The following is an 18,106-nucleotide window of genomic DNA, read 5'->3' on the forward strand; positions in this document are numbered from 1 at the left end:
GATGGAATTGCTGGTAGAGGTCAAGGACCTGCGGGTGGTCGCCCAGGGCGACGACGGCAGTGAAACCACCATCGTCAAGGACGTCGGCTTCAGCCTGGCCAAGGGCGAGGTGCTGGCGCTGATCGGCGAGTCGGGCTCGGGCAAGACCACCATCGCCCTGTCGTTGCTCGGCTATGCCCGGGCGGGCTGTCGGTTGGCCGGTGGCTCGATCCGCGTCGGCGACACCCAGGTGCTGGAGCTGGACGCCGCTGGCCTGCGGCGCCTGCGCGGTCGCACCGTCGCCTACATTGCCCAGAGCGCGGCGGCGGCCTTCAATCCGGCGCGGCGGCTCATGGAACAGATCATCGAGAGCGCGCTGATCCATGGCGTGTTGAACCGCCGGGAAGCCGAGGCGCGGGCGTTGCAACTGTTCAAGGAGCTGGCGCTGCCGGACCCCGAGCACATCGGCCAGCGCTATCCGCACCAGGTCTCGGGCGGTCAGTTGCAGCGGTTGATGGCCGCCATGGCGCTGATCACCGATCCGACCCTGGTGATCCTCGATGAACCCACCACGGCCTTGGACGTCACCACCCAGATCGAGGTGCTGCGGGTGTTCAAGCAGGTGGTGCGCGAGCGTGGCGTGACCGCCATCTACGTCTCCCACGACCTGGCGGTAGTGGCCCAGATGGCTGATCGCATCCTGGTGCTCAATGGTGGCGAAGTCTATGAGAATCGCCGCACCGAGCGGCTGCTGGCGAGTGCCCGGCATCCCTATACCCGCAGCCTGTTGGCCGCGGCCCGGCCGGAACCCCTGGCGGAGCGTGGCCTGCCCACCGTGGAGACCACGGCGCCGATCCTGGAGGTCAGGGATCTGGTGGCGGGCTATGGTTCCCTCGGCGCCGATGGCCTGCCGCACTACCGGGTGCTGGAAGGCATCGACCTGCGCATCGCCAAGGGCCAGGCCCTGGGTGTGATCGGCGAGTCCGGGTCGGGCAAGTCGACCCTGGCGCGGGTGATCGCCGGCCTGCTGCCGCCGGCCCAGGGCAGCGTGCGCCTGGGCGGCGAACTGTTGCCGCCAGGCCTGGAAGGCCGCACCCGTGAGCAGTTCCGCCGGGTGCAACTGGTTTATCAGAACGCCGACACGGCGCTCAATCCGTCCCACAGCGTGGAGCGCATCCTCATGCGGCCGCTGGAGACCTATCACGCCTTCGACAAGGCGACCCGCCAGCGCAAGGTCCGCGAATTGCTCGACCGCGTGCAGCTGCCGGCCAGCCTCGCCAGTCGGCGTCCGGGCGAACTGTCCGGTGGTCAGAAGCAGCGGGTCAACCTGGCCCGGGCACTGGCGGCCGAACCCGAGCTGATCCTCTGCGACGAGGTCACCTCGGCGCTGGATACCGTGGTCGGCGCCGCCATCCTCGACCTGCTCGCCGAACTGCGCCGCGAACTGGGGCTGGCCTATCTGTTCATCAGCCATGACATCTCCACGGTGCGCAGCCTGTGCGACGAGGTGCTGGTGCTCTATGCCGGACAGCCGGTGGAAGTGGGCACGCCGGCCACCTTGCAGCATCCGCCGCTGCATCCCTACACCGACCTGCTCACCGCCTCGGTGCCCGAGCTGCGTCAGGGCTGGCTGGAAGAACAGCCGATCCGTGCGCCGCTGCCCTGGGTCCCGTCGGCAGCCGCCAGTGGCCGACTCTGCAGCTTCCTGCAGCGCTGCCCGGTACGCATCGAAGGGCGCTGCGACCGGGTGCCGCCGCAGCCTCGGATGCTGGCCGGTGGCAATCGCATCCTCTGCCATCACGACGGTGACGCCCTGCAACGACTGCAGGGCGGTACCGTGCTGCACACCCAAGGAGTTCGCGCATGACTACCCGCTTCCAGCGTCTCGGCGAAACCGGCCGACCGCAGGTCAGCCTCAGTGTCGATGGCCTGCCGGTCACCGCCCTGGCCGGCGACACCCTGATGGTCGCCTTGCTCACCAACGGCCCGGCGCTGCGCCGCTCCGAATTCGGCGACGAACGTCGCGCCGGCTTCTGCCTGATGGGCGCCTGCCAGGATTGCTGGGTCTGGACGGCCGAGGGCGAACGCCTGCGCGCCTGCGGCACCGAGGTACGCGAAGGCCTGCAGATCCTGACCACGCAACCGGAGGCCGTATGGAATCTGGCCTAGTTCAACAGGGCGCGAACCCGCCGCGGGTGGTCATCGTCGGCGCGGGTCCGGCTGGCGTGCGCTGTGCGGAAACCCTGCTTTCCGCGGGTATCGCCCCGGTGGTGATCGACGAGAATCGCCGCGATGGCGGCCAGATCTATCGACGTCAGCCCGAGGGTTTCCAGCGGCCCTACGCCACCCTCTATGGCAGCGAGGCAGGCAAGGCCGAGGCCTTGCACCGCACCTTCGACAGCCTGCGTGGGCGCCTCGACTACCGCCCGGATACCCTGGCCTGGCACCTGCACGAGCGCACTCTCTATACGGCACAGGGCAATCGCCAGCGCACCCTGGATTTCGACGCCCTGGTGCTCTGTACCGGTGCCGGCGATCGGCTGCTGCCGGTGCCGGGCTGGAATCTGGCCGGCACCTATACCCTGGGTGGCGCCCAGATCGCCCTCAAGGCCCAGGCGGTGTCCATCGGCCGCCGGGTTATCTTCATGGGCAGCGGGCCCTTGCTCTATCTCGTTGCCGCCCAGTACCAGCAGGCCGGCGCCATGGTGGCGGCGGTACTCGACACCGCGCCGCTGCGCCTGCGTGCACTGGCGACGCCCAAGCTGCTGGCCCGCCCGGGTGTGGCCTGGAAGGGCGTACAGCTCATGGCCGCGCTCAAGCGCGCCGGTGTGCCGCTGCATTTCGGCGTCACGCCACTGGAGATTCTCGGCGATGCCGAGCAGGGGGTTGCCGGCGTGGCCTTCGCCGATGCCCGTGGCTTGCGCCAGGAGGTAGCAGGTGACGCCGTGGGCCTGGGGTATCACCTGCGTCCGGAAACCCAGCTGGGCGACCTGGCCCGCTGCGCCTTCGAATTCGAGCAGGCGACCGGCCAGTGGGTGCTACAACTGGACGGCGACGGCCGCACCTCGACGCCCGGCGTCTATGCCGCCGGGGATGGGGCGCGGGTACGGGGCGCCGACGGCGCCGAGTTGGCCGGGCAACTGGCCGCCTGCGCGGTCCTGACCGATCTCGGCCGCACGGCGCCCGGCGGCCTCGCCGAGCGCTGCCGCGAGGCGCTGGCGGTGCAGGAGCGCTTTCGCCTGGGCCTGGCCGAGGCCTTTCCCTGGCCGGCCAGGCAGATGGCCAGTCTGCCGGACACCGCGGTGGTCTGCCGTTGCGAAGGCATCACCGCCGGTGAACTGCGCGCCGTGGTGCGTGAAAAGGGCGCCCGTGAAGCCAACCGCGCCAAGGCCTTCAGCCGGGTCGGCATGGGCCGGTGCCAGGGTCGCTATTGCGCCCAGGCCGGGGCCGAGATCATCGCCGCCGAATCGGGGGTGCCGGTGGAAACCGTCGGCCGCCTGCGTGGCCAGGCGCCGATCCGGCCATTGCCGCTGGGCATCGTGACCAGCGAAGAGGAGGTTTCATCATGAGTCAGCAGGCCGCCAACCGGGCCGATGTCATCATCGTCGGCGCCGGCATCATGGGCAGCGCCAGCGCGTTTTTCCTGCGTCGCCGGGGCTTGTCGGTGCTCCTGCTGGAGCGTGACCAGGTCGGGCGCTTCGCCAGTGGCACCAATTTCGGCAATGTCCGCCGTCAGGGCCGCTACCTGAGTCAGGTCGCGCTGGCCACGCGGTCGCGGGGGATCTGGGGTCGCCTGCCGGAGCTTATCGGTGACGATCTGGAATTCATTCCAGGCGGTCATCTGCGGGTGGTCTACGATCCGGCGCGCATCGCCATGCTGCACGAGTATGCCCGGGCGCCGGAGACCGCCGCCCTGGAACTTCAGGTACTTGAAGGCGCGGCGCTGCACGAGAAGTTTCCCTATCTGGGCCCCGAGGTGGTGGCCGGCTCCTATGCGCCCCACGATGGCCACGCCAATCCGCGCCTGGCCGCCCCGGCGTTCGCCCGCGCCGCGGTGCGCGAAGGCGTCGATCTCCAGGAAGGGGTCGAGATCACCCAGGTCACCAAGCCGGGCGGTGACTTCCTGGTGCAGGCCGCCGATGGCCGGCGCTATCAGGCGCCACGGCTGCTGATCACCGCCGGTGCCTGGGGCAGCCGGTTGTCGAGCCAGTTCGGCGAGCCGGTGCCCATCGAGACCCACGGCCCGCAGATGGGGGTCACCGAGCCCTTGCCCTATGTCTTCCGCGAGACCGTGGGCGTGTCTTCGCCGCTGGTGAGCGAGACCATCTATTTCCGCCAGATCCCCCGGGGCAACGTCATCTTTGGCGGCTGCTTCCGCACCCGACCGGACCTGGATACCCGCCTGGCCCGGGCCGAGCCCCATGGCATGCTCAACCAACTGGCCCAGCTGCGCCGCCTGGCGCCGGCGCTGGGGCGGATCAACGTGATCCGTACCTGGAGCGGGGTCGAGGGCTATATCGTCGATGACCTGCCGATCATGGGTCCCAGCAGTCAGGTGGACGGCCTCTACTACGCCTTCGGCTTCTGTGGCGCCGGCTTCCAGCTCGGCCCGGGCGTGGGCGATACCATGGCCGAGCTGATCGCCACCGGGCGTACCGAGACGCCCCTGGCGGCCTTCGACATCGGCCGCTTCGCGCAACCGCGCAGCGAGAGCCTCGCCGGATGAACAGCCAGGACCTGCTGCGCACCCTGATCGGCTTTCCCACCGTTTCCGCCGACTCCAACCTGGCGCTGATCCAGCATGTGCAGGGCCTGCTGGAAGGCGCCGGTATCGCCTGCCGCCTGGTGCTCGACGAGAGCGGGTGCAAGGCCAATCTCTTCGCCAGCGTCGGCCCAGGCGACGTGCCCGGCGTGCTGCTCTCCGGGCATACGGACGTAGTGCCCGTGGCCGGCCAGGCCTGGACGCTGCCGCCATTCGCGGGGACCCTCAAGAACGGCCGGATCCATGGCCGCGGCGCCTGCGACATGAAGGGCTTCGTCGCCTGTGCGGTGGTGGCGCTGCTGGACGCCGCTCGCGGTGAACCGCTGAAACGACCCTTGCAGCTGGCACTCTCCCACGACGAGGAGATCGGCTGCGTCGGGGTACGGCGACTGCTGGATGTGCTGGAGCTGGCGCCGGTGCGGCCTTTCCTCTGCATCGTCGGCGAACCCACGAACATGCAGGTTGCCCTCGGCCACAAGGGCAAGGCCGCGTTGCGCGCCCACTGCCATGGCCAGGAAGGTCATTCCTCCCTGGCGCCGCGGCACGTCAACGCCATCCACCTGGCCAGCGACCTGGTCGGCGCCCTGCGTGCCAGCCAGCGGCGGCTGGCGGAAAAGGGCGCGCATGACGCGGCCTACGATATTCCCTACACCACCCTGCATGTCGGGCGGATCGACGGCGGCAAGGCGCTGAACATCGTGCCCAACCTCTGCACCCTGGACTTCGAGATTCGCCATCTGCCGGCGGACGATCCCGCCAGCCTGGTCGCCGCGCTGCAGGAAACGGCGGACAGCCTGGTCAGGGAGGCACTACAGACCTCAGCCAAGGCCGCCATCGAGATCGAGACGGTCAATGCCTATCCGGGCCTGGACACCCATCCCAGCGTCGAAGCCGTACGCTTCCTGCAAACCCTGGTCGAACCCGGCACCACCCAGCTCAAGGTGGCCTTCGGCACCGAGGGCGGACTTTTCGCCAGTCGCCTGGACACCCCGGTGGTGGTTTGCGGCCCCGGCAGCATCGAGCAGGCGCACAAGCCGGACGAGTATGTCGAATTGAGCCAGCTCGCTGCCTGCGATGCCTTGCTGGGACGGTTACGGGTGGCCCTGGGCTGAGGCCACCCCGAGCCTCGGCTAGTAGCCTCGCTGCCGATCGACCAGCCCCCGCAGCGGCTCACCGCGCTGGTGGCGGCGGATGTTGTCCAGCAGCACGGTGAAGGCCGTTTCCGGCACCGTCATGGCGCCCACGTGGGGCGTCAGCCAGATCCGTGGATGCTGCCAGAAGGGATGGTCGGCTGCCGGCGGTTCCGGCTCCACCACGTCCAGCACCGCCTGGCTCAGCTGACCGCTGTCCAGGGCCGCCAGCAGCTCGGCTTCCACCAGCTGGGCACCACGCCCCAGGTTGATCAGGCTGGCGCCGCGAGGCAGGGCGGCGAAGAGTTCGGCAGCGAGAATTCCACGCGTCTCCCGGGTCAGGGGCAGCAGGCAGATGAGAATCTCGCAGTCGGCCAGGAACGCCGGCAGCTGCTCGATGCCCGCATGGCAGCGCACCCCCGGCAGCTCATGGGCCGAGCGCGACCAGCCCGAAAGCTGGAAACCAAAGGTGGCGAGCCGCTCCAGCACTGCCTGGCCGATCTGGCCGAGACCCAGCACCCCCACGCGTCGGTTCTCTGCCGTCACCAGGGCATGCTCCTGCCAGCGTCCTGCGGCCTGCTGGTCGAAGTAGCGCGGCAACTGGCGATGCAGCGCCAGCACCATAAGGGTGGCGTACTCGACCATGCCGGCGACGATGCCGGGGTCCAGCATGCGCACCACCGGCAGGTCGGCAGGCAACAGGCTCAGGTCGAACTGATCGACCCCGGCCGAGGTGGCGAACAGCACCTCCAGGTTGGGAAAGCGACTGGCGAGGTCTTCCGGCGGTTGCCAGCAGGCCAGGTAGCGCACCTCATCGGCGTTGCCCACCTCCGGCCATTGGCGGAATTCGATATCGGGCGCCCGCGCCTGGAACAGGTGTCGCCAGGCCTGGCCGCGTTCGGGGTCGGCCTTGTAGAGCAGCGTCATGGGAAAGGTCTCCGGCAAAGCCCAAGGATGGCGCAACGGGGCGGTAGTTTGTCCTGAAATCCCTGGCATCGCCGTCATGATCGGTGGTGCGGTGGAAACTGCGCCGCTTCTGGGAAAAACGGTAGCTTCTGTGCTGGTCCGGGGCGCAAACGCCATAACCCAGGCGCCTTGGCGGTCGATACTGGCCAGGTCCGCGGCACGCCCGCCGCGCCTCTGGTCCTGAGGATTCGCTATGCCCTTGCTGCACTACTGCCAACCGCCCAATGACCGCCAGCTGCCGCGCGCGCTGCAACCGCTGCACGCTGATCCCCTGGCCGCCGGCCGGGAACCGCACCTGCACGATGGCCGCCTGGGCTATGTGATGGGCAGCGCCGTTGCTCATTCCGCCGACTGCCAGCTGGACGACTACCCCTGGGTGGAAGTCAGCCTCATCGAGGCCGGAGCGCTGCAGCTGGAATGGGACGGAAAGGTCCTGCAGCTGGAGGCCGGCGATGCCTTCATCCTGCCGCGGGGTCTGACTTGTCGCTGGCGTCACAGCGGTGAGTTGCGGCGCCTGTTCATGGCCTTTCCCGGCCGGGCCAGCGAGGGGCCCATGCCCCAGGGACCCGTGCTGCTGGATCCCGCGGCCCCGCGCGAGCCCTCGCCGCCGCCGGCGGCCAGCGTCCTGCTCAGCCTCGAGCCCACGGCCACTGGCTGCGATCTGTTCGAAAGCGGTGGCGGCGCCCTGCGGATCGGAATGTGGGAATGCACGGCCTACAGGCGCAAGGCGGTGAGCAATCCCCACTGCGAGCTGATGCTGCTTTATGCCGGCGCCGTGACCCTTGAGGTCGAAGGGGAAGCGGCCTGCACCGTCAAGGCGGGCGAGGCGGTGCTGGTACCGGCGGAAACGCCCATGGCCTGGGACAGCCGGGAGAGCGTGCGCAAGCTGTATTGCATCCTGCGCTGAGAAGAGGACGCTCCGGCAGCGGGATGCTGGTGGAGCGTCGCGGCGAGGGTGGTCAGCCCGCCTTGATCAGGCTGCGCAGCGGCAGGGCGTTCTTGACCACCGGCGACTTGATGACGATGTAGCTGAAGTACTTCTCGATGCCGACGTTGCGGTCGAGGATGGATTCCATCAGCTCCTGGTAATGGCCGATGCTGCTGCACATGAACCGCAGCAGGTAGTCGTAGCCGCCGCTGATGAGGTGGCATTCGAGGATCTCGTCGACACCGCGGATGAAGGACTCGAACTTCACGAAGTCGGCGCGCTTGTGGTCGGAGAGGGTGACCTCGGTGAAGACCGTCACCGAGTTGGCGATCTTGGCGAGATTGACGTGGGCTTCGTAGCCGCTGATGTAGCCGGCCGCCTCCAGGCGCTTGACGCGCTGCAGGCAGGGGCTGGGCGAGAGGCCCACGGCTTCGGCGAGACTGACATTGGTCATCCGGCCATCCTTCTGCAGTTGCACCAGGATGTTGATGTCGATGCGGTCCAGTTTTGTTGCGGCGTCCATCGTCGTTCCTCGCAGTCGTGAACGTCAGGCTAGGCACGCAGGGCGGTCTGATGCGCATGCACCAGGTCGGCGAGACTCGCGTACTCGCACCGCGTGCCATCCAGGGCCTGCCGTGAAAGGTTCCAGGGCCGCGAGCGATCACGGCGCAAGGTACACAGCGGAAAATCCACCAGGGGGTTCCAGGGGTCGTCCGGTTCGCTGCCCCTTACCGGCAGCAGATCCCCGCGCGCCAGGCCAAGCTCCTCCAGGGTGTTGTCCAGCGCCAGGCGCAGATCGCCGCCGCGGTTGGGGATCACGGCGGCGAACACCTCGGGCAAGCGTGCCGTGACCGCCGCGGCATCGCCGTCATCGGGCGAGGCCAGCAACACCAATCGATAGAACTTGCTCAGGTACTGCAGCGCGCCCGGCGCATCCTCGAACACCGGCCAGCACGTCGTGGCGTTTCCAAAGGCCACGCTGGCATCCAGATCGTCTTCCTGCTGCAACTCTTGCGCCAGACGCTGGTGGATACGCAGGTGCAGGCTGGTCTGGCTGGCGTTGGGCGCGGCCTGGCGCAGCTCGCGGGCCAGGCGGTGATAGCTGCCGAGCAGCCAGTCGGGATGGGTGCTGAGGCCCGCCTGCGCCACAAGGGGGCGCAGGGCTTCGAGGATGCCCCCTTCGCGGTCGACGAGGGTGCCGTAGCAGGAAAAGCCTATGGCCTGGTAACGCGTGATTCTCATGGTCGGTTTCCCCTTGGCGCCGCTCTGCCGATGTCAGGCGGCGTTACGTTCGACCTCAGGCACCGGCCTGGGCGAGGGCTTGGCCGAACATGTGCAAGGCTTCGGCCAGTTGTGCCTCGGTGGTCACCAGCGGTGCCAGGAAGCGGATGACGTTGCGTTCGACACCGCACTTGATCACCAGCAGGCCCGCCTGGCGGGCGCCGTCGATGACCTGCTGGGCGAGGGCGGCGTCCGGGCTGTGGCCATCGGCGCCGACCATTTCCACCGCCAGCATGAAGCCGCGGCCGCGCACCTCGCCGATGCGTGGATGCCGCCGCTGCAGCTCGAGCAGACCGCTGCGCAACTGCTCGCCGAGGGCGACGCCACGGGCGACCAGATCCTCTTCCGCGAACACGTCCAGCACCGCCAGGGCCGCGGCGCAGGCTAGGGCGTTGCCGCCGTAGGTACCGCCGAGGCCGCCGGGCAGGGGCGCATCCATGATGGCGGCGCGACCGACCACCCCGGAGAGCGGCAGGCCACCGGCCAGGCTCTTGGCCACCGTCACCAGGTCGGGCTGGACGCCGGTCTGCTGGAAGGCGAAGAGGCTGCCGGTCCGGCCGAAGCCGGTCTGGATCTCGTCGGCGATCAGCACGATGCCGTGCTGGTCGCAGAGGGCGCGCAGCGCCTGGAGGAATTCCACCGGCGCCGGGCGGAAGCCGCCGTCGCCCTGCACCGGTTCGATCAGGAGGGCAGCCACCTGGTCGGGCGCGACCTGGGTGGCGAAGACTTCGCGCAAGCCGGCCAGGGCCTGCTGGCTATCCACCCCGCGGAAGGCATCGGGGTAGGGCGCGTGGTAGATGTCACCGGGGAAAGGCCCGAAGTTCTGCTTGTAGGGCTGGGCGAAGCCGGTGAGGGTCACGCCGAGCAGGGTGCGGCCATGGAAGCCGCCGCGAAAGGCGATCACCCCGGGGCGCCGGGTGTGGGCGCGGGCGATCTTGATGGCGTTCTCCACGGCTTCGGCGCCGGAGGTCAGCAGCAGCGTCTTGTAGGCTTCGCCGTTGCCGATGAGGGTATTGAGACGGCTGGCCAGCTCCAGGTAGGGCTCGTAGGCCATCACCTGGAAGCTGGCGTGGGAGATCTCCCCGACCTGGCGGCGTACGGCCTCCACCACCCGTGGATGGTTGTGACCGACGTTGAGCACGCCGATGCCGCCGACGAAATCGAGGTAGCGGCGCCCGTCCACGTCCCAGACTTCGCTGCCCTGGGCGCGGGCCACCACGACGGGATGGGCGGTGATGATGCCGCGGGGCACGCCTTGTTCGCGAAGACCCAGCAGGCGGTCGGTGGCTTTGGCAGCGGAATTCATGCAGCGATACTCCAGGCAGGGGCGAGAGTTTTAGCCTACGCAGGCCGCAGGGTCGGTAACGCTGAAGTTGCCGGCCCCGGCATCGTGATCGGCTGTTTTGCTTGGGGGCGGCGGCATTTTCGGTTGCCTGCCGCCAAAAGCGTTCATAGGCTTTTCTGAAAAGTTGCCGAGGGAAGGTCAGGCAAGGCGAAAATCAGTGATGAAGCGGAGTTTACGAGTGGTAAATGAGCATCCCGATCGGACTGGCGACCGAACTGATTTTCAACGCAGCATGGCCGAGCGCAGGCAGTTTTCAGCTAAGCCTAGGCGAGGCCGCCGAGGTGCCAGGCCTTGACCTCCAGGTACTCGTCCAGCCCCAGGTGCGAGCCCTCGCGGCCCAGGCCGGATTGCTTCACGCCGCCAAAGGGCGCGACCTCCATCGACAGGGTGCCGGTGTTGAGCGCCACCATGCCGAATTCCAGCTGTTCGCCGACGCGCCAGGCGCGGCGCAGGTCCTGGGTGTAGTAGTAGGCGCCCAGGCCGTAGGGCGTGGCATTGGCCAGCGCCAGGGCCTCGGCTTCGTCGCGGAAGCGGAACAGCGGTGCCACCGGGCCAAAGGTCTCCTCGCGGGCCAGCAGCATGTCCGCCGTGGCGCCGGTCAGCACCGTGGGGGCGACGAACTGGTCGCGGCCGCTGGGCGGTCCGCCGAACAGTGCCTTGGCGCCCTGGGTCAGGGCGTCGTCGACATGGCGCGCCACCTTGTCCACCGCCAGGCGATTGATCAGCGGCCCGAGGGTCACGCCGGCCTCCAGGCCGTTGCCCACCTTGAATTTGGCCACCTCGGCGACCAGCCGCTCGGCGAAGCGGTCGTGGATGCCGTCCTGCACCAGGATGCGGTTGGCGCAGACGCAGGTCTGGCCGGCGTTGCGGAATTTGCTCTGCAGCACCCCGGCGATGGCCAGGTCCAGATCGGCGTCGTCGAAGACGATGAAGGGGGCGTTGCCGCCCAGCTCCATGCTGGTGCGCTTCACCGTGGCCGCGCACTGCGCCAACAGCAGTTGGCCAATGCGGGTGGAGCCGGTGAACGACAGCTTGCGTACCGCCGGATTGCCGGTCAGTTCGCCGCCGATGCCGGCGGGCATCCCGGTGAGCACATTGAATACGCCAGGCGGAAAGCCGGCGCGGTCGGCCAGCTCGGCGAGCGCCAGGGCCGAGAGCGGGGTGAGGTCCGAGGGCTTGATCACCACCGGGCAACCGGCGGCCAGCGCCGGCGCGGCCTTGCGGGTGATCATGGCGTTGGGGAAATTCCAGGGGGTGATGGCGGCGGCGACCCCCACCGGTTGCCGCAGCACCAGCACCCGGCGATCCCGGGCGGGGGCGGGCAGGATGTCGCCAAAGCTGCGCCGGGCTTCCTCGGCGAACCATTTGACGAAGCTGGCGCCATAGGCGATCTCGCCGCGCGCCTCGGCCAGGGGCTTGCCCTGTTCCAGGGTCATCAGCAGGGCCAGGTCTTCCTGATGCTCCAGCATCAGCGCGTGCCAGCGCTCCAGCAGGACCGCTCGCTCGGCTGCCGGACGCTCGCGCCAGGCCGGCCAGGCCGCTTCCGCGGCGGCGATGGCGCGGGCGGTTTCCGCCGCCTCGAGCGCCGCCACCTGGGCGATGACGGCGCCGGTGGCAGGATTTTCCACGGCGAAGGTGGCGCCGTTGTCGGCGGCTATCCAGTGACCGTCGACATAGGCGGATTCCTTGAACAGGCGTGGGTCTCGCAGATCGGGGTGCAGTGGCATGGTGGCGCTCCCAGTGGCAGGTCAGCCCCTGAGTCTAGGGAGCGGCCACGGTGGCGAATGCCGAAATGCAGGGTGCCTGAGCGCTGCCCGCGGTGTTCCTCACCGCCTCGCCGCAGTTTCTGCGGCGGCCCTCTGGCGCTGCCTTTATTGCACGTCGGTGTCCGCCTCCAGCCCCTTCACCGCCCGGTCGAGGAAGCGCGCCAGCGCCTGGAGCCGGGCGCTGCGCTGCTTGCGCGCGGGGACCAGCAGGGTGATGGGCGCACGATCGAAACGCCAGTCCGGCAGCAACCGGACCAGTGCGCCGCGGGCGATGGCGTCGGCCACGTCCCATTCGGAGCGCAGCACGATGCCCTGGCCCTGTTCCGCCCAGCGTCGGGCCACGCTGCCATCGTTGGTCAGCAGCGCGGGCTAGATGCGCAGTGTCCGGCGCTCCTCAGCGTGGCGGAGTTGCCAGAGCGTCACGTCCTCGTCGTTCTCGCGGATGCAGATGCAGCGGTGCCGCAGCAGGTCCTGCGGCTCCCCGGGCACGCCGTGCTCGGCCAGGTAGGCGGGACTGGCGCACAGCCAGCGCTCGTTGTGCGCCAGGGGCTTGGCGATCCAGGAGCTGTCCTCGATGGCGCCGATATGGATGACCGCGTCGCTGTCGTGTCGATCAGGCCAGGGCGTCTCGCGCAGGTCCAGTTGCAGGCGCACGCCTGGATGCAGGCTGGCGAAGCGGGCCAGCAGCGGAGCGATGCGCTGGCGACCATAGCCGAAGGGCGCCGCCAGGCGCAGGGTACCCACCAATGGGTGGTCGTGGCGGGCGAACGCCTCGGGCAGGGCGTCCAGGCGTTCGAGCAGCTCGGCGCATTCCTGGGCCAGGCGTTCGCCATCGGGGGTGAGGCTCAGCCGCCGAGCATCGCGATTGGCCAGGGCCACGCCGAGCCGCGTCTCCAGCCTGCGCAGCCGAGTGGAGAGGGCGGGCGGCGAGACGTTCAGGGCGCGCGCCGCCGCGCTCAAGGAATCGGAACGTGCCAGCAGCACCATCAGGCGCAGGTCTTCGATGGCGATCATTAATCTGAGCTGAAGGAATGAGTCATTTGAATTGAAGCACAGGTTTAGGCTGGCTGGGTACAGTCGAGCCATCGCCCATTGGTCGAGTCCCTGCCATGACCCCGTCCCTGCTCACCCTCGACACCCCCGCCGCGCTCATCGACGAGACGCGGATGACCCGCAACATCCAGCTCATGCAAGCACGCATGGACGCCCTCGGCGTACGCCTGCGGCCCCACGTGAAGACCAGCAAGAGCGAGGCGGTCATGCGCCGGCAACTGGACGCGGGCGCCCAGGGCGTGACCGTTTCCACGCTGCAGGAGGCCGAGGCCTGCTTCGCCCTGGGCATCACCGACGTGCTCTATGCCGTGGCCATCGCCCCGGCGCGGCTGGAGCAGGTGCGGGCGCTGCGGCGGCGGGGCTGCCGGCTCGGCATTCTCACCGACAGCCTGGCGGGGGCGCGCGCCATCGTCGAAGCCGGACAGCGCCATGCCGAAGCCTTCGACGTCTGGCTGGAGATCGACTGCGACGGTCATCGCGCCGGCCTGCAGCCCGACGATCCCAAACTGTTGCAGGTCGCCGAGGTGCTGCGGGCCGGCGGCATGACTCTCGTGGGCGTGCTCACCCACGCCGGCTCCAGCTACGAGCTGCACGAGGCCGCGGCCTTGCAGGCGCTGGCCGAGCAGGAGCGCGCCCTCTGCGTGGCGGCCGCCGAGCGGCTGCGGGCCCAGGGCTTCGCCTGTCCGCAGGTGAGTATCGGCTCGACACCCACGGCGCTGTCGGCCCGGGACCTGACCGGCGTCACCGAGGTGCGCGCCGGGGTCTATGTCTTCCAGGACCTGGTGATGCTCAACGTCGGCATCTGCCGCGCCGACGACCTGGCGCTGAGTGTCCTCACCACGGTGATCGGCCACCAGCCGGAAAAGGGCTGGGTACTGGTGGACGCCGGTTGGATGGCGCTGAGTCGCGACCGCGGTACCCAGCGGCAGCAACGCGATTTCGGTTACGGCCAGGTCTGCGACCTGGACGGGACCTGGCTCGAAGGCGCGCTCCTGTCCGGCGCCAATCAGGAGCACGGCATGATCAGCTTCGCGGGAGGGGCGCCCGCCGATCTGGAGCAGCGCTTCCCCGTGGGTAGTCGCCTGCGGGTCCTGCCCAATCATGCCTGCGCCACCGGTGGCCAGTTCGATCACTATCACGCCGTGGACGCCACCGGCGCCCTCACTGCCTGGAGTCGCCTGCATGGCCGTTGATCCCGAATTCCTCCAGACCGCCGCGGCCGCACCACCCGGTGGGCATTACAGCCAGGCGGTGGCCTACCAGGGGCTGCTGTATGTCTCCGGGCAGCTGCCGGTGCGGCCCGATGGCAGCCACAGCGTGGCGGCGAACTTCGCCGATCAGGCGCGCATCGCCCTGGATAACCTCTGCGCCATCCTGGCCTCCGCCGGGCGTGGGCCGCAGGATCTGCTCAAGGTGACCGTCTATGTGGTGGGTATCGAGCATTGGCCCACCTTCGACCGCCTCTATGCCGGCTATCTGGGTGAGCATCGCCCGGCGCGGGCGGTGGTGCCCGTGCCGCACCTGCACCATGGTTATCTCGTCGAGATCGAGGCGCTGGCCCGCGCCTGCTGATCCCGGACATCCCACCAGGAGCGCTCATGAACGCCTCGACCTACAGCTATCGACCCGCCACCGCCCAGGACCTGCCGGCCGCCCACGCGTTGTCGCAACGGCTGCGCTGGCCGCATCGGGAAGCCGATTGGGCTCTGGTCCAGCGCACCGCTGACGGGTTCGTCGCCGAACACGAGGGTCAACTGGTGGGCATCGCCTTCGCCTGCCACCAGGGCGACTTTTCGTCCATCGGCCTGGTGATCGTCAGCGATGAGCATCAGGGCAAGGGGATCGGTCGGCGCTTGATGCAGCTGTGCCTGGACGCCACGGCGCCGCGCACGCCCATCCTCAATGCCACCGAGGCGGGCGCCCCGCTGTACGCCAGCCTGGGTTTCGCGACCTTCGACCATATCCAGCAGCACCAGGGCTGCCTGGCCAGTGCGCCCACCGCGCCGGTGCTCGCCGAGTCGCGCTGCCGCCGCCTGGCGCCGGCCGACTATCCGCAGGTGATCGCCCTGGCCAACGCCGCCAGCGGTCTGCAGCGTGCTCGGCTGCTGGATGAGCTGCTGCCCGAGGCGCTGCAGGTAATGGGGCTGGAGCGGGCGGGTGAATTGCAGGGGCTGGCCCTGCTCAGACACTTCGGCCGGGGGCTGGTGATAGGCCCCGTGGTAGCGCCGGATGCCGAGGCGGCCAAGGCCCTGATCGCACCGCTGCTGGAGGCGACCCAGGGTGAATTCGTGCGCATCGACATCCTCGCCGATTGCGGCCTGGCCGACTGGCTGGTAGCCGCCGGCCTGGCCTGCGTGGATCGCGCCCCGCGCATGGCCAGAGGCACGCCGCCACGATCGTCGGGGACTGTCCGATCCTTCGCCCTGGTGACCCAGGCCCTGGGCTGAGTCGCGTTCAATCTTCAGGAGACACCGCCATGCTGGACGCCACGCTGCACGACCTGCTCGATCCCCGGACCACCAGCCACTTCTATCTCGACGGTCGCTGGGTGCCCGCCGCTGGCCCGGAACGGGTCAGGGTGATCAACCCGGCGAATGAACGTCCCCTGATCGACGTGGCCCTGGGCAGCGCCGCCGAGGTGGATCGGGCCGTACAGGCCGCCCGCGCGGCCTTCAGCGACTGGTCCGGTCGTACCCCGGCCGCCCGGGCCCGGCTGCTGGAGCGACTCCATGGCCTGCTGACGCAGCGCAGCGAGATCTTCTCCCAGGTCATCACCCGGGAGATGGGCGCGCCTCTGGCCGCGGCGCGCGCCCTGCAGGTGCCCCTGGCCCTGGAACATCTGCGCGTCGCGCGCGAGGTCGCGCTCGACTACGCCTTCGAGCACAGCGAGGGTACGCTGCGCATCCGCCGCGAGGCCATCGGCGTCTGCGCCCTCATCACCCCTTGGAACTGGCCGCTGTACCAGATCACCGCCAAGGTCGCGCCGGCGCTGGCCGCTGGCTGCACGGTAGTGCTCAAGCCCAGCGAACTGGCGCCATTGAGCGCCTTGCTGTTCGCCCAGGCGGTCCATGACGCGGGGATACCGGCCGGGGTGTTCAACCTGATCAACGGTGACGGCCCCACCGTTGGCGCCGCGCTGGCCGAGCATCCCGAGGTCGACATGATCTCCATCACCGGCTCCAATCGCGCCGGGGTGCAGGTGGCCCGGGCCGCCGCCGCCACCGTGAAGCGAGTGACCCAGGAGCTGGGTGGCAAGTCGCCGAACCTGCTGCTACCCGACGCCGACCTCGAGACGGCCGTGGCCAAGGGCGTACTGGCGGCCTTCCGCAACAGCGGCCAGTCCTGCAGCGCGCCGACGCGGATGCTGGTGCCCCAGGCCCAGTTGGCGGAGGTGGAGCGCCTGGCGGCGGCCACCGTGGCCAGCCTCGTGGTCGGCGATCCCCTGGCGCCCGCGACGACCCATGGTCCCCTGGTCAATGGCGCCCAGTTCGCCCGGGTTCAGGAACTGATCGAGAGCGGCCTGGCGGAGGGCGCCAGGCTGATCTGTGGCGGGCCGGGCCGCCCGGAGGATCAGCCCGTAGGCTTCTATGCGCGGCCCACGGTCTTCTCGGCGGTCACCACCGACATGCGCATCGCCCAGGAGGAGATCTTCGGGCCGGTGCTCTGCCTGCTGCCCTATGGTTCCGTCGAGGAAGCCATCGCCATCGCCAACGACAGCCGCTATGGCCTCAGTGCCCACGTCCAGGGCCGGGATCCCGACCAGGTCGCCGCGGTGGCGGCCCGTCTTCGTGCCGGGCAGGTCCATCTCAACTATCCGGCCTGGAACCCCTGCGCACCCTTCGGCGGCTACAAGGGCTCCGGCAACGGGCGCGAATATGGCGTCCACGGCCTGGAGGAATACCTGGAGACCAAGGCGATACTCGGTCACTGACGCGGGTTGAACAGCGGATTGCTCCGCAATCCCGCTACCGCCAGGTCGATGAACGCCCGGACCTTGGCCGGCGCCTGGCGCCCCTCGGGATAGATCAGATTGACCGGCAGCGGCGCCTCTTCGTGGTCTTCGAGTACCAGTTGCAGCACGCCGTCCGCCAGGGACTGAGCGATCTGATAGTGGGGCACGCGGGTGAGGCCCAGACCGCTCTCGGCCGCGCTGATCGCGGCGGCATTGGTGTTGCTGTGCAGCAAAGGCTCGACCACCACCCGTTGTCCCCCGGCGAAACGCCATTCCAGCGACGACCAGGCGCTGTGGGACACCAGGACGCGGTGATCGCGCAGCGCGGCGGGCGTCCCCGGGATGCCACGGGTTGCCAGGTAGCTGGGCGCGGCGCAGACCACCCGCCGCATGCAGCCGACCTGAATGGCGGTGAGGCCGGAGTCGGCCAGATGACCGATGCGCAGGGCGATGTCCATGCCTTCGTCGACGATGTTCACCGGCCTGTCGACGAAGAAGGTCCGGGCGCGCACGTCCGGATAACGCTCGAGGTAGTCCAGCACCAGCGGCAATACGTGCAGTTGGCCGAGGAGCAGCGGCGCGGTGATCGCCAGGGTGCCGACCGGCTTGGCGTAGTGCCCGGCCGCGGCCAGTTCCGCCTCGGCGATCTCGCCGAGGATGCGCCGGCAATCCTGCAGATAGCGAACGCCGGCCTCGGTGGGTTTCACCGAACGGGTGGTGCGCACCAGCAAGCGGGCGCCGACCAGCGCTTCCAGGCCCGCCACCAGGCGGGTCACCGCCGGGGCGCTCAGGTGCAGATCCCGGGCGGCGCGGGCGAAACTCTCGGTCTCGGCCACCTTCACGAACACGCGCATCGCCTGCCAACGATCCATCTGCGGGGTCTTCCTCAGGGCGCCGGAGCGGCCCGGCAAGACGCCCATGGTAGTCGACCCGGCCAGGTAGGC

16 protein-coding genes and 1 pseudogene are annotated in these 18,106 nt (G+C 69.2%); 10 read left to right on the plus strand and 7 right to left on the minus strand.

The features are described from left to right. Window position 1 precedes the first annotated feature (1 nt). The 5 genes from AABM56_RS10630 to argE are packed head-to-tail and all read left to right on the plus strand — an operon-like array spanning window position 2 to window position 5,853. A complete protein-coding gene (locus AABM56_RS10630) occupies window positions 2-1,846 on the plus strand; it encodes an ABC transporter ATP-binding protein (RefSeq protein WP_133861769.1) in 1,845 nt (614 codons plus the stop codon). Further along, the gene (locus tag AABM56_RS10635) at window positions 1,843-2,148 is read left to right on the plus strand and encodes a (2Fe-2S)-binding protein (protein WP_133861768.1); all 306 of its coding nucleotides are present in this window, start codon (window positions 1,843-1,845) and stop codon (window positions 2,146-2,148) included. The genes AABM56_RS10630 and AABM56_RS10635 overlap by 4 nt, the downstream gene beginning before the upstream one ends. Then, a complete protein-coding gene (locus AABM56_RS10640; protein ID WP_133861767.1) occupies window positions 2,133-3,548 on the plus strand; it encodes an NAD(P)/FAD-dependent oxidoreductase in 1,416 nt (471 codons plus the stop codon). Before AABM56_RS10635 ends, AABM56_RS10640 begins: the two co-directional genes overlap by 16 nt. After that, window positions 3,545-4,705 (plus strand): FAD-binding oxidoreductase, encoded by a 1,161-nt coding sequence (locus AABM56_RS10645; RefSeq protein WP_133861766.1) that lies wholly within the window; start codon window positions 3,545-3,547, stop codon window positions 4,703-4,705. The genes AABM56_RS10640 and AABM56_RS10645 overlap by 4 nt, the downstream gene beginning before the upstream one ends. After that, window positions 4,702-5,853: an acetylornithine deacetylase gene (gene argE, locus AABM56_RS10650; RefSeq protein WP_133861765.1), complete on the plus strand. Its 1,152-nt coding sequence runs from the start codon at window positions 4,702-4,704 to the stop codon at window positions 5,851-5,853. The genes AABM56_RS10645 and argE overlap by 4 nt, the downstream gene beginning before the upstream one ends. 18 nt (window positions 5,854-5,871) lie before the next feature. Here the strand turns inward: argE and AABM56_RS10655 are convergent, their stop codons facing one another. Continuing rightward, a complete protein-coding gene (locus AABM56_RS10655; protein ID WP_133861764.1) occupies window positions 5,872-6,798 on the minus strand; it encodes a glyoxylate/hydroxypyruvate reductase A in 927 nt (308 codons plus the stop codon). A 232-nt stretch (window positions 6,799-7,030) separates the two neighbouring features. On the opposite strand from AABM56_RS10655, the gene AABM56_RS10660 reads away from it, so the two are divergent. After that, window positions 7,031-7,744, plus strand: coding sequence for a cupin domain-containing protein (locus AABM56_RS10660; protein ID WP_133861763.1), 714 nt, complete (start codon window positions 7,031-7,033; stop codon window positions 7,742-7,744). Window positions 7,745-7,796: 52 nt separating this feature from the next. Here AABM56_RS10660 and AABM56_RS10665 read toward each other — a convergent pair whose 3' ends face one another. From AABM56_RS10665 to AABM56_RS10685, 5 genes and pseudogenes are all read right to left on the minus strand, one after another. Continuing rightward, complete coding sequence (locus tag AABM56_RS10665) at window positions 7,797-8,288, minus strand: Lrp/AsnC family transcriptional regulator (protein WP_007161776.1); 492 nt, start codon at window positions 8,286-8,288, stop codon at window positions 7,797-7,799. 29 nt (window positions 8,289-8,317) lie between these two features. Then, on the minus strand, window positions 8,318-9,007 hold the full coding sequence (locus AABM56_RS10670) for a haloacid dehalogenase (RefSeq protein WP_133861762.1): 690 nt from the start codon (window positions 9,005-9,007) through the stop codon (window positions 8,318-8,320). A gap of 55 nt (window positions 9,008-9,062) precedes the next feature. Continuing rightward, window positions 9,063-10,352 carry a 4-aminobutyrate--2-oxoglutarate transaminase gene (gene gabT / locus AABM56_RS10675; RefSeq protein ID WP_133861761.1) on the minus strand — a complete coding sequence of 430 codons (1,290 nt, stop codon included), beginning with the start codon at window positions 10,350-10,352 and terminating at the stop codon, window positions 9,063-9,065. 302 nt (window positions 10,353-10,654) lie between these two features. After that, a complete protein-coding gene (locus AABM56_RS10680; RefSeq protein WP_133861760.1) occupies window positions 10,655-12,118 on the minus strand; it encodes an NAD-dependent succinate-semialdehyde dehydrogenase in 1,464 nt (487 codons plus the stop codon). A 144-nt stretch (window positions 12,119-12,262) separates the two neighbouring features. Further along, a pseudogene (locus AABM56_RS10685) lies at window positions 12,263-13,171 on the minus strand (LysR family transcriptional regulator). A gap of 95 nt (window positions 13,172-13,266) precedes the next feature. On the opposite strand from AABM56_RS10685, the gene AABM56_RS10690 reads away from it, so the two are divergent. From AABM56_RS10690 to AABM56_RS10705, 4 genes are read left to right on the plus strand one after another with little or no spacing between them, the layout of a single operon-like run. Further along, a complete protein-coding gene (locus AABM56_RS10690; protein ID WP_347884077.1) occupies window positions 13,267-14,403 on the plus strand; it encodes an alanine racemase in 1,137 nt (378 codons plus the stop codon). Then, window positions 14,393-14,782 carry a RidA family protein gene (locus AABM56_RS10695; protein WP_263259238.1) on the plus strand — a complete coding sequence of 130 codons (390 nt, stop codon included), beginning with the start codon at window positions 14,393-14,395 and terminating at the stop codon, window positions 14,780-14,782. The genes AABM56_RS10690 and AABM56_RS10695 overlap by 11 nt, the downstream gene beginning before the upstream one ends. 26 nt (window positions 14,783-14,808) lie before the next feature. Beyond that, the gene (locus tag AABM56_RS10700) at window positions 14,809-15,657 is read left to right on the plus strand and encodes a GNAT family N-acetyltransferase (protein WP_133861756.1); all 849 of its coding nucleotides are present in this window, start codon (window positions 14,809-14,811) and stop codon (window positions 15,655-15,657) included. Window positions 15,658-15,686: 29 nt separating this feature from the next. Then, window positions 15,687-17,141: an aldehyde dehydrogenase family protein gene (locus AABM56_RS10705; RefSeq protein WP_133861755.1), complete on the plus strand. Its 1,455-nt coding sequence runs from the start codon at window positions 15,687-15,689 to the stop codon at window positions 17,139-17,141. On the opposite strand, the gene AABM56_RS10710 is transcribed toward AABM56_RS10705, so the two are convergent. Beyond that, complete coding sequence (locus AABM56_RS10710) at window positions 17,135-18,034, minus strand: LysR family transcriptional regulator (RefSeq protein WP_133861754.1); 900 nt, start codon at window positions 18,032-18,034, stop codon at window positions 17,135-17,137. The two genes, AABM56_RS10705 and AABM56_RS10710, sit on opposite strands and share 7 nt — an antisense overlap. Between the last annotated feature and the right edge of the window lie 72 nt (window positions 18,035-18,106).

Source organism: Pseudomonas aestiva (genome assembly GCF_039908605.1).
GTDB classification, from domain to species: domain Bacteria; phylum Pseudomonadota; class Gammaproteobacteria; order Pseudomonadales; family Pseudomonadaceae; genus Chryseomonas; species Chryseomonas aestiva.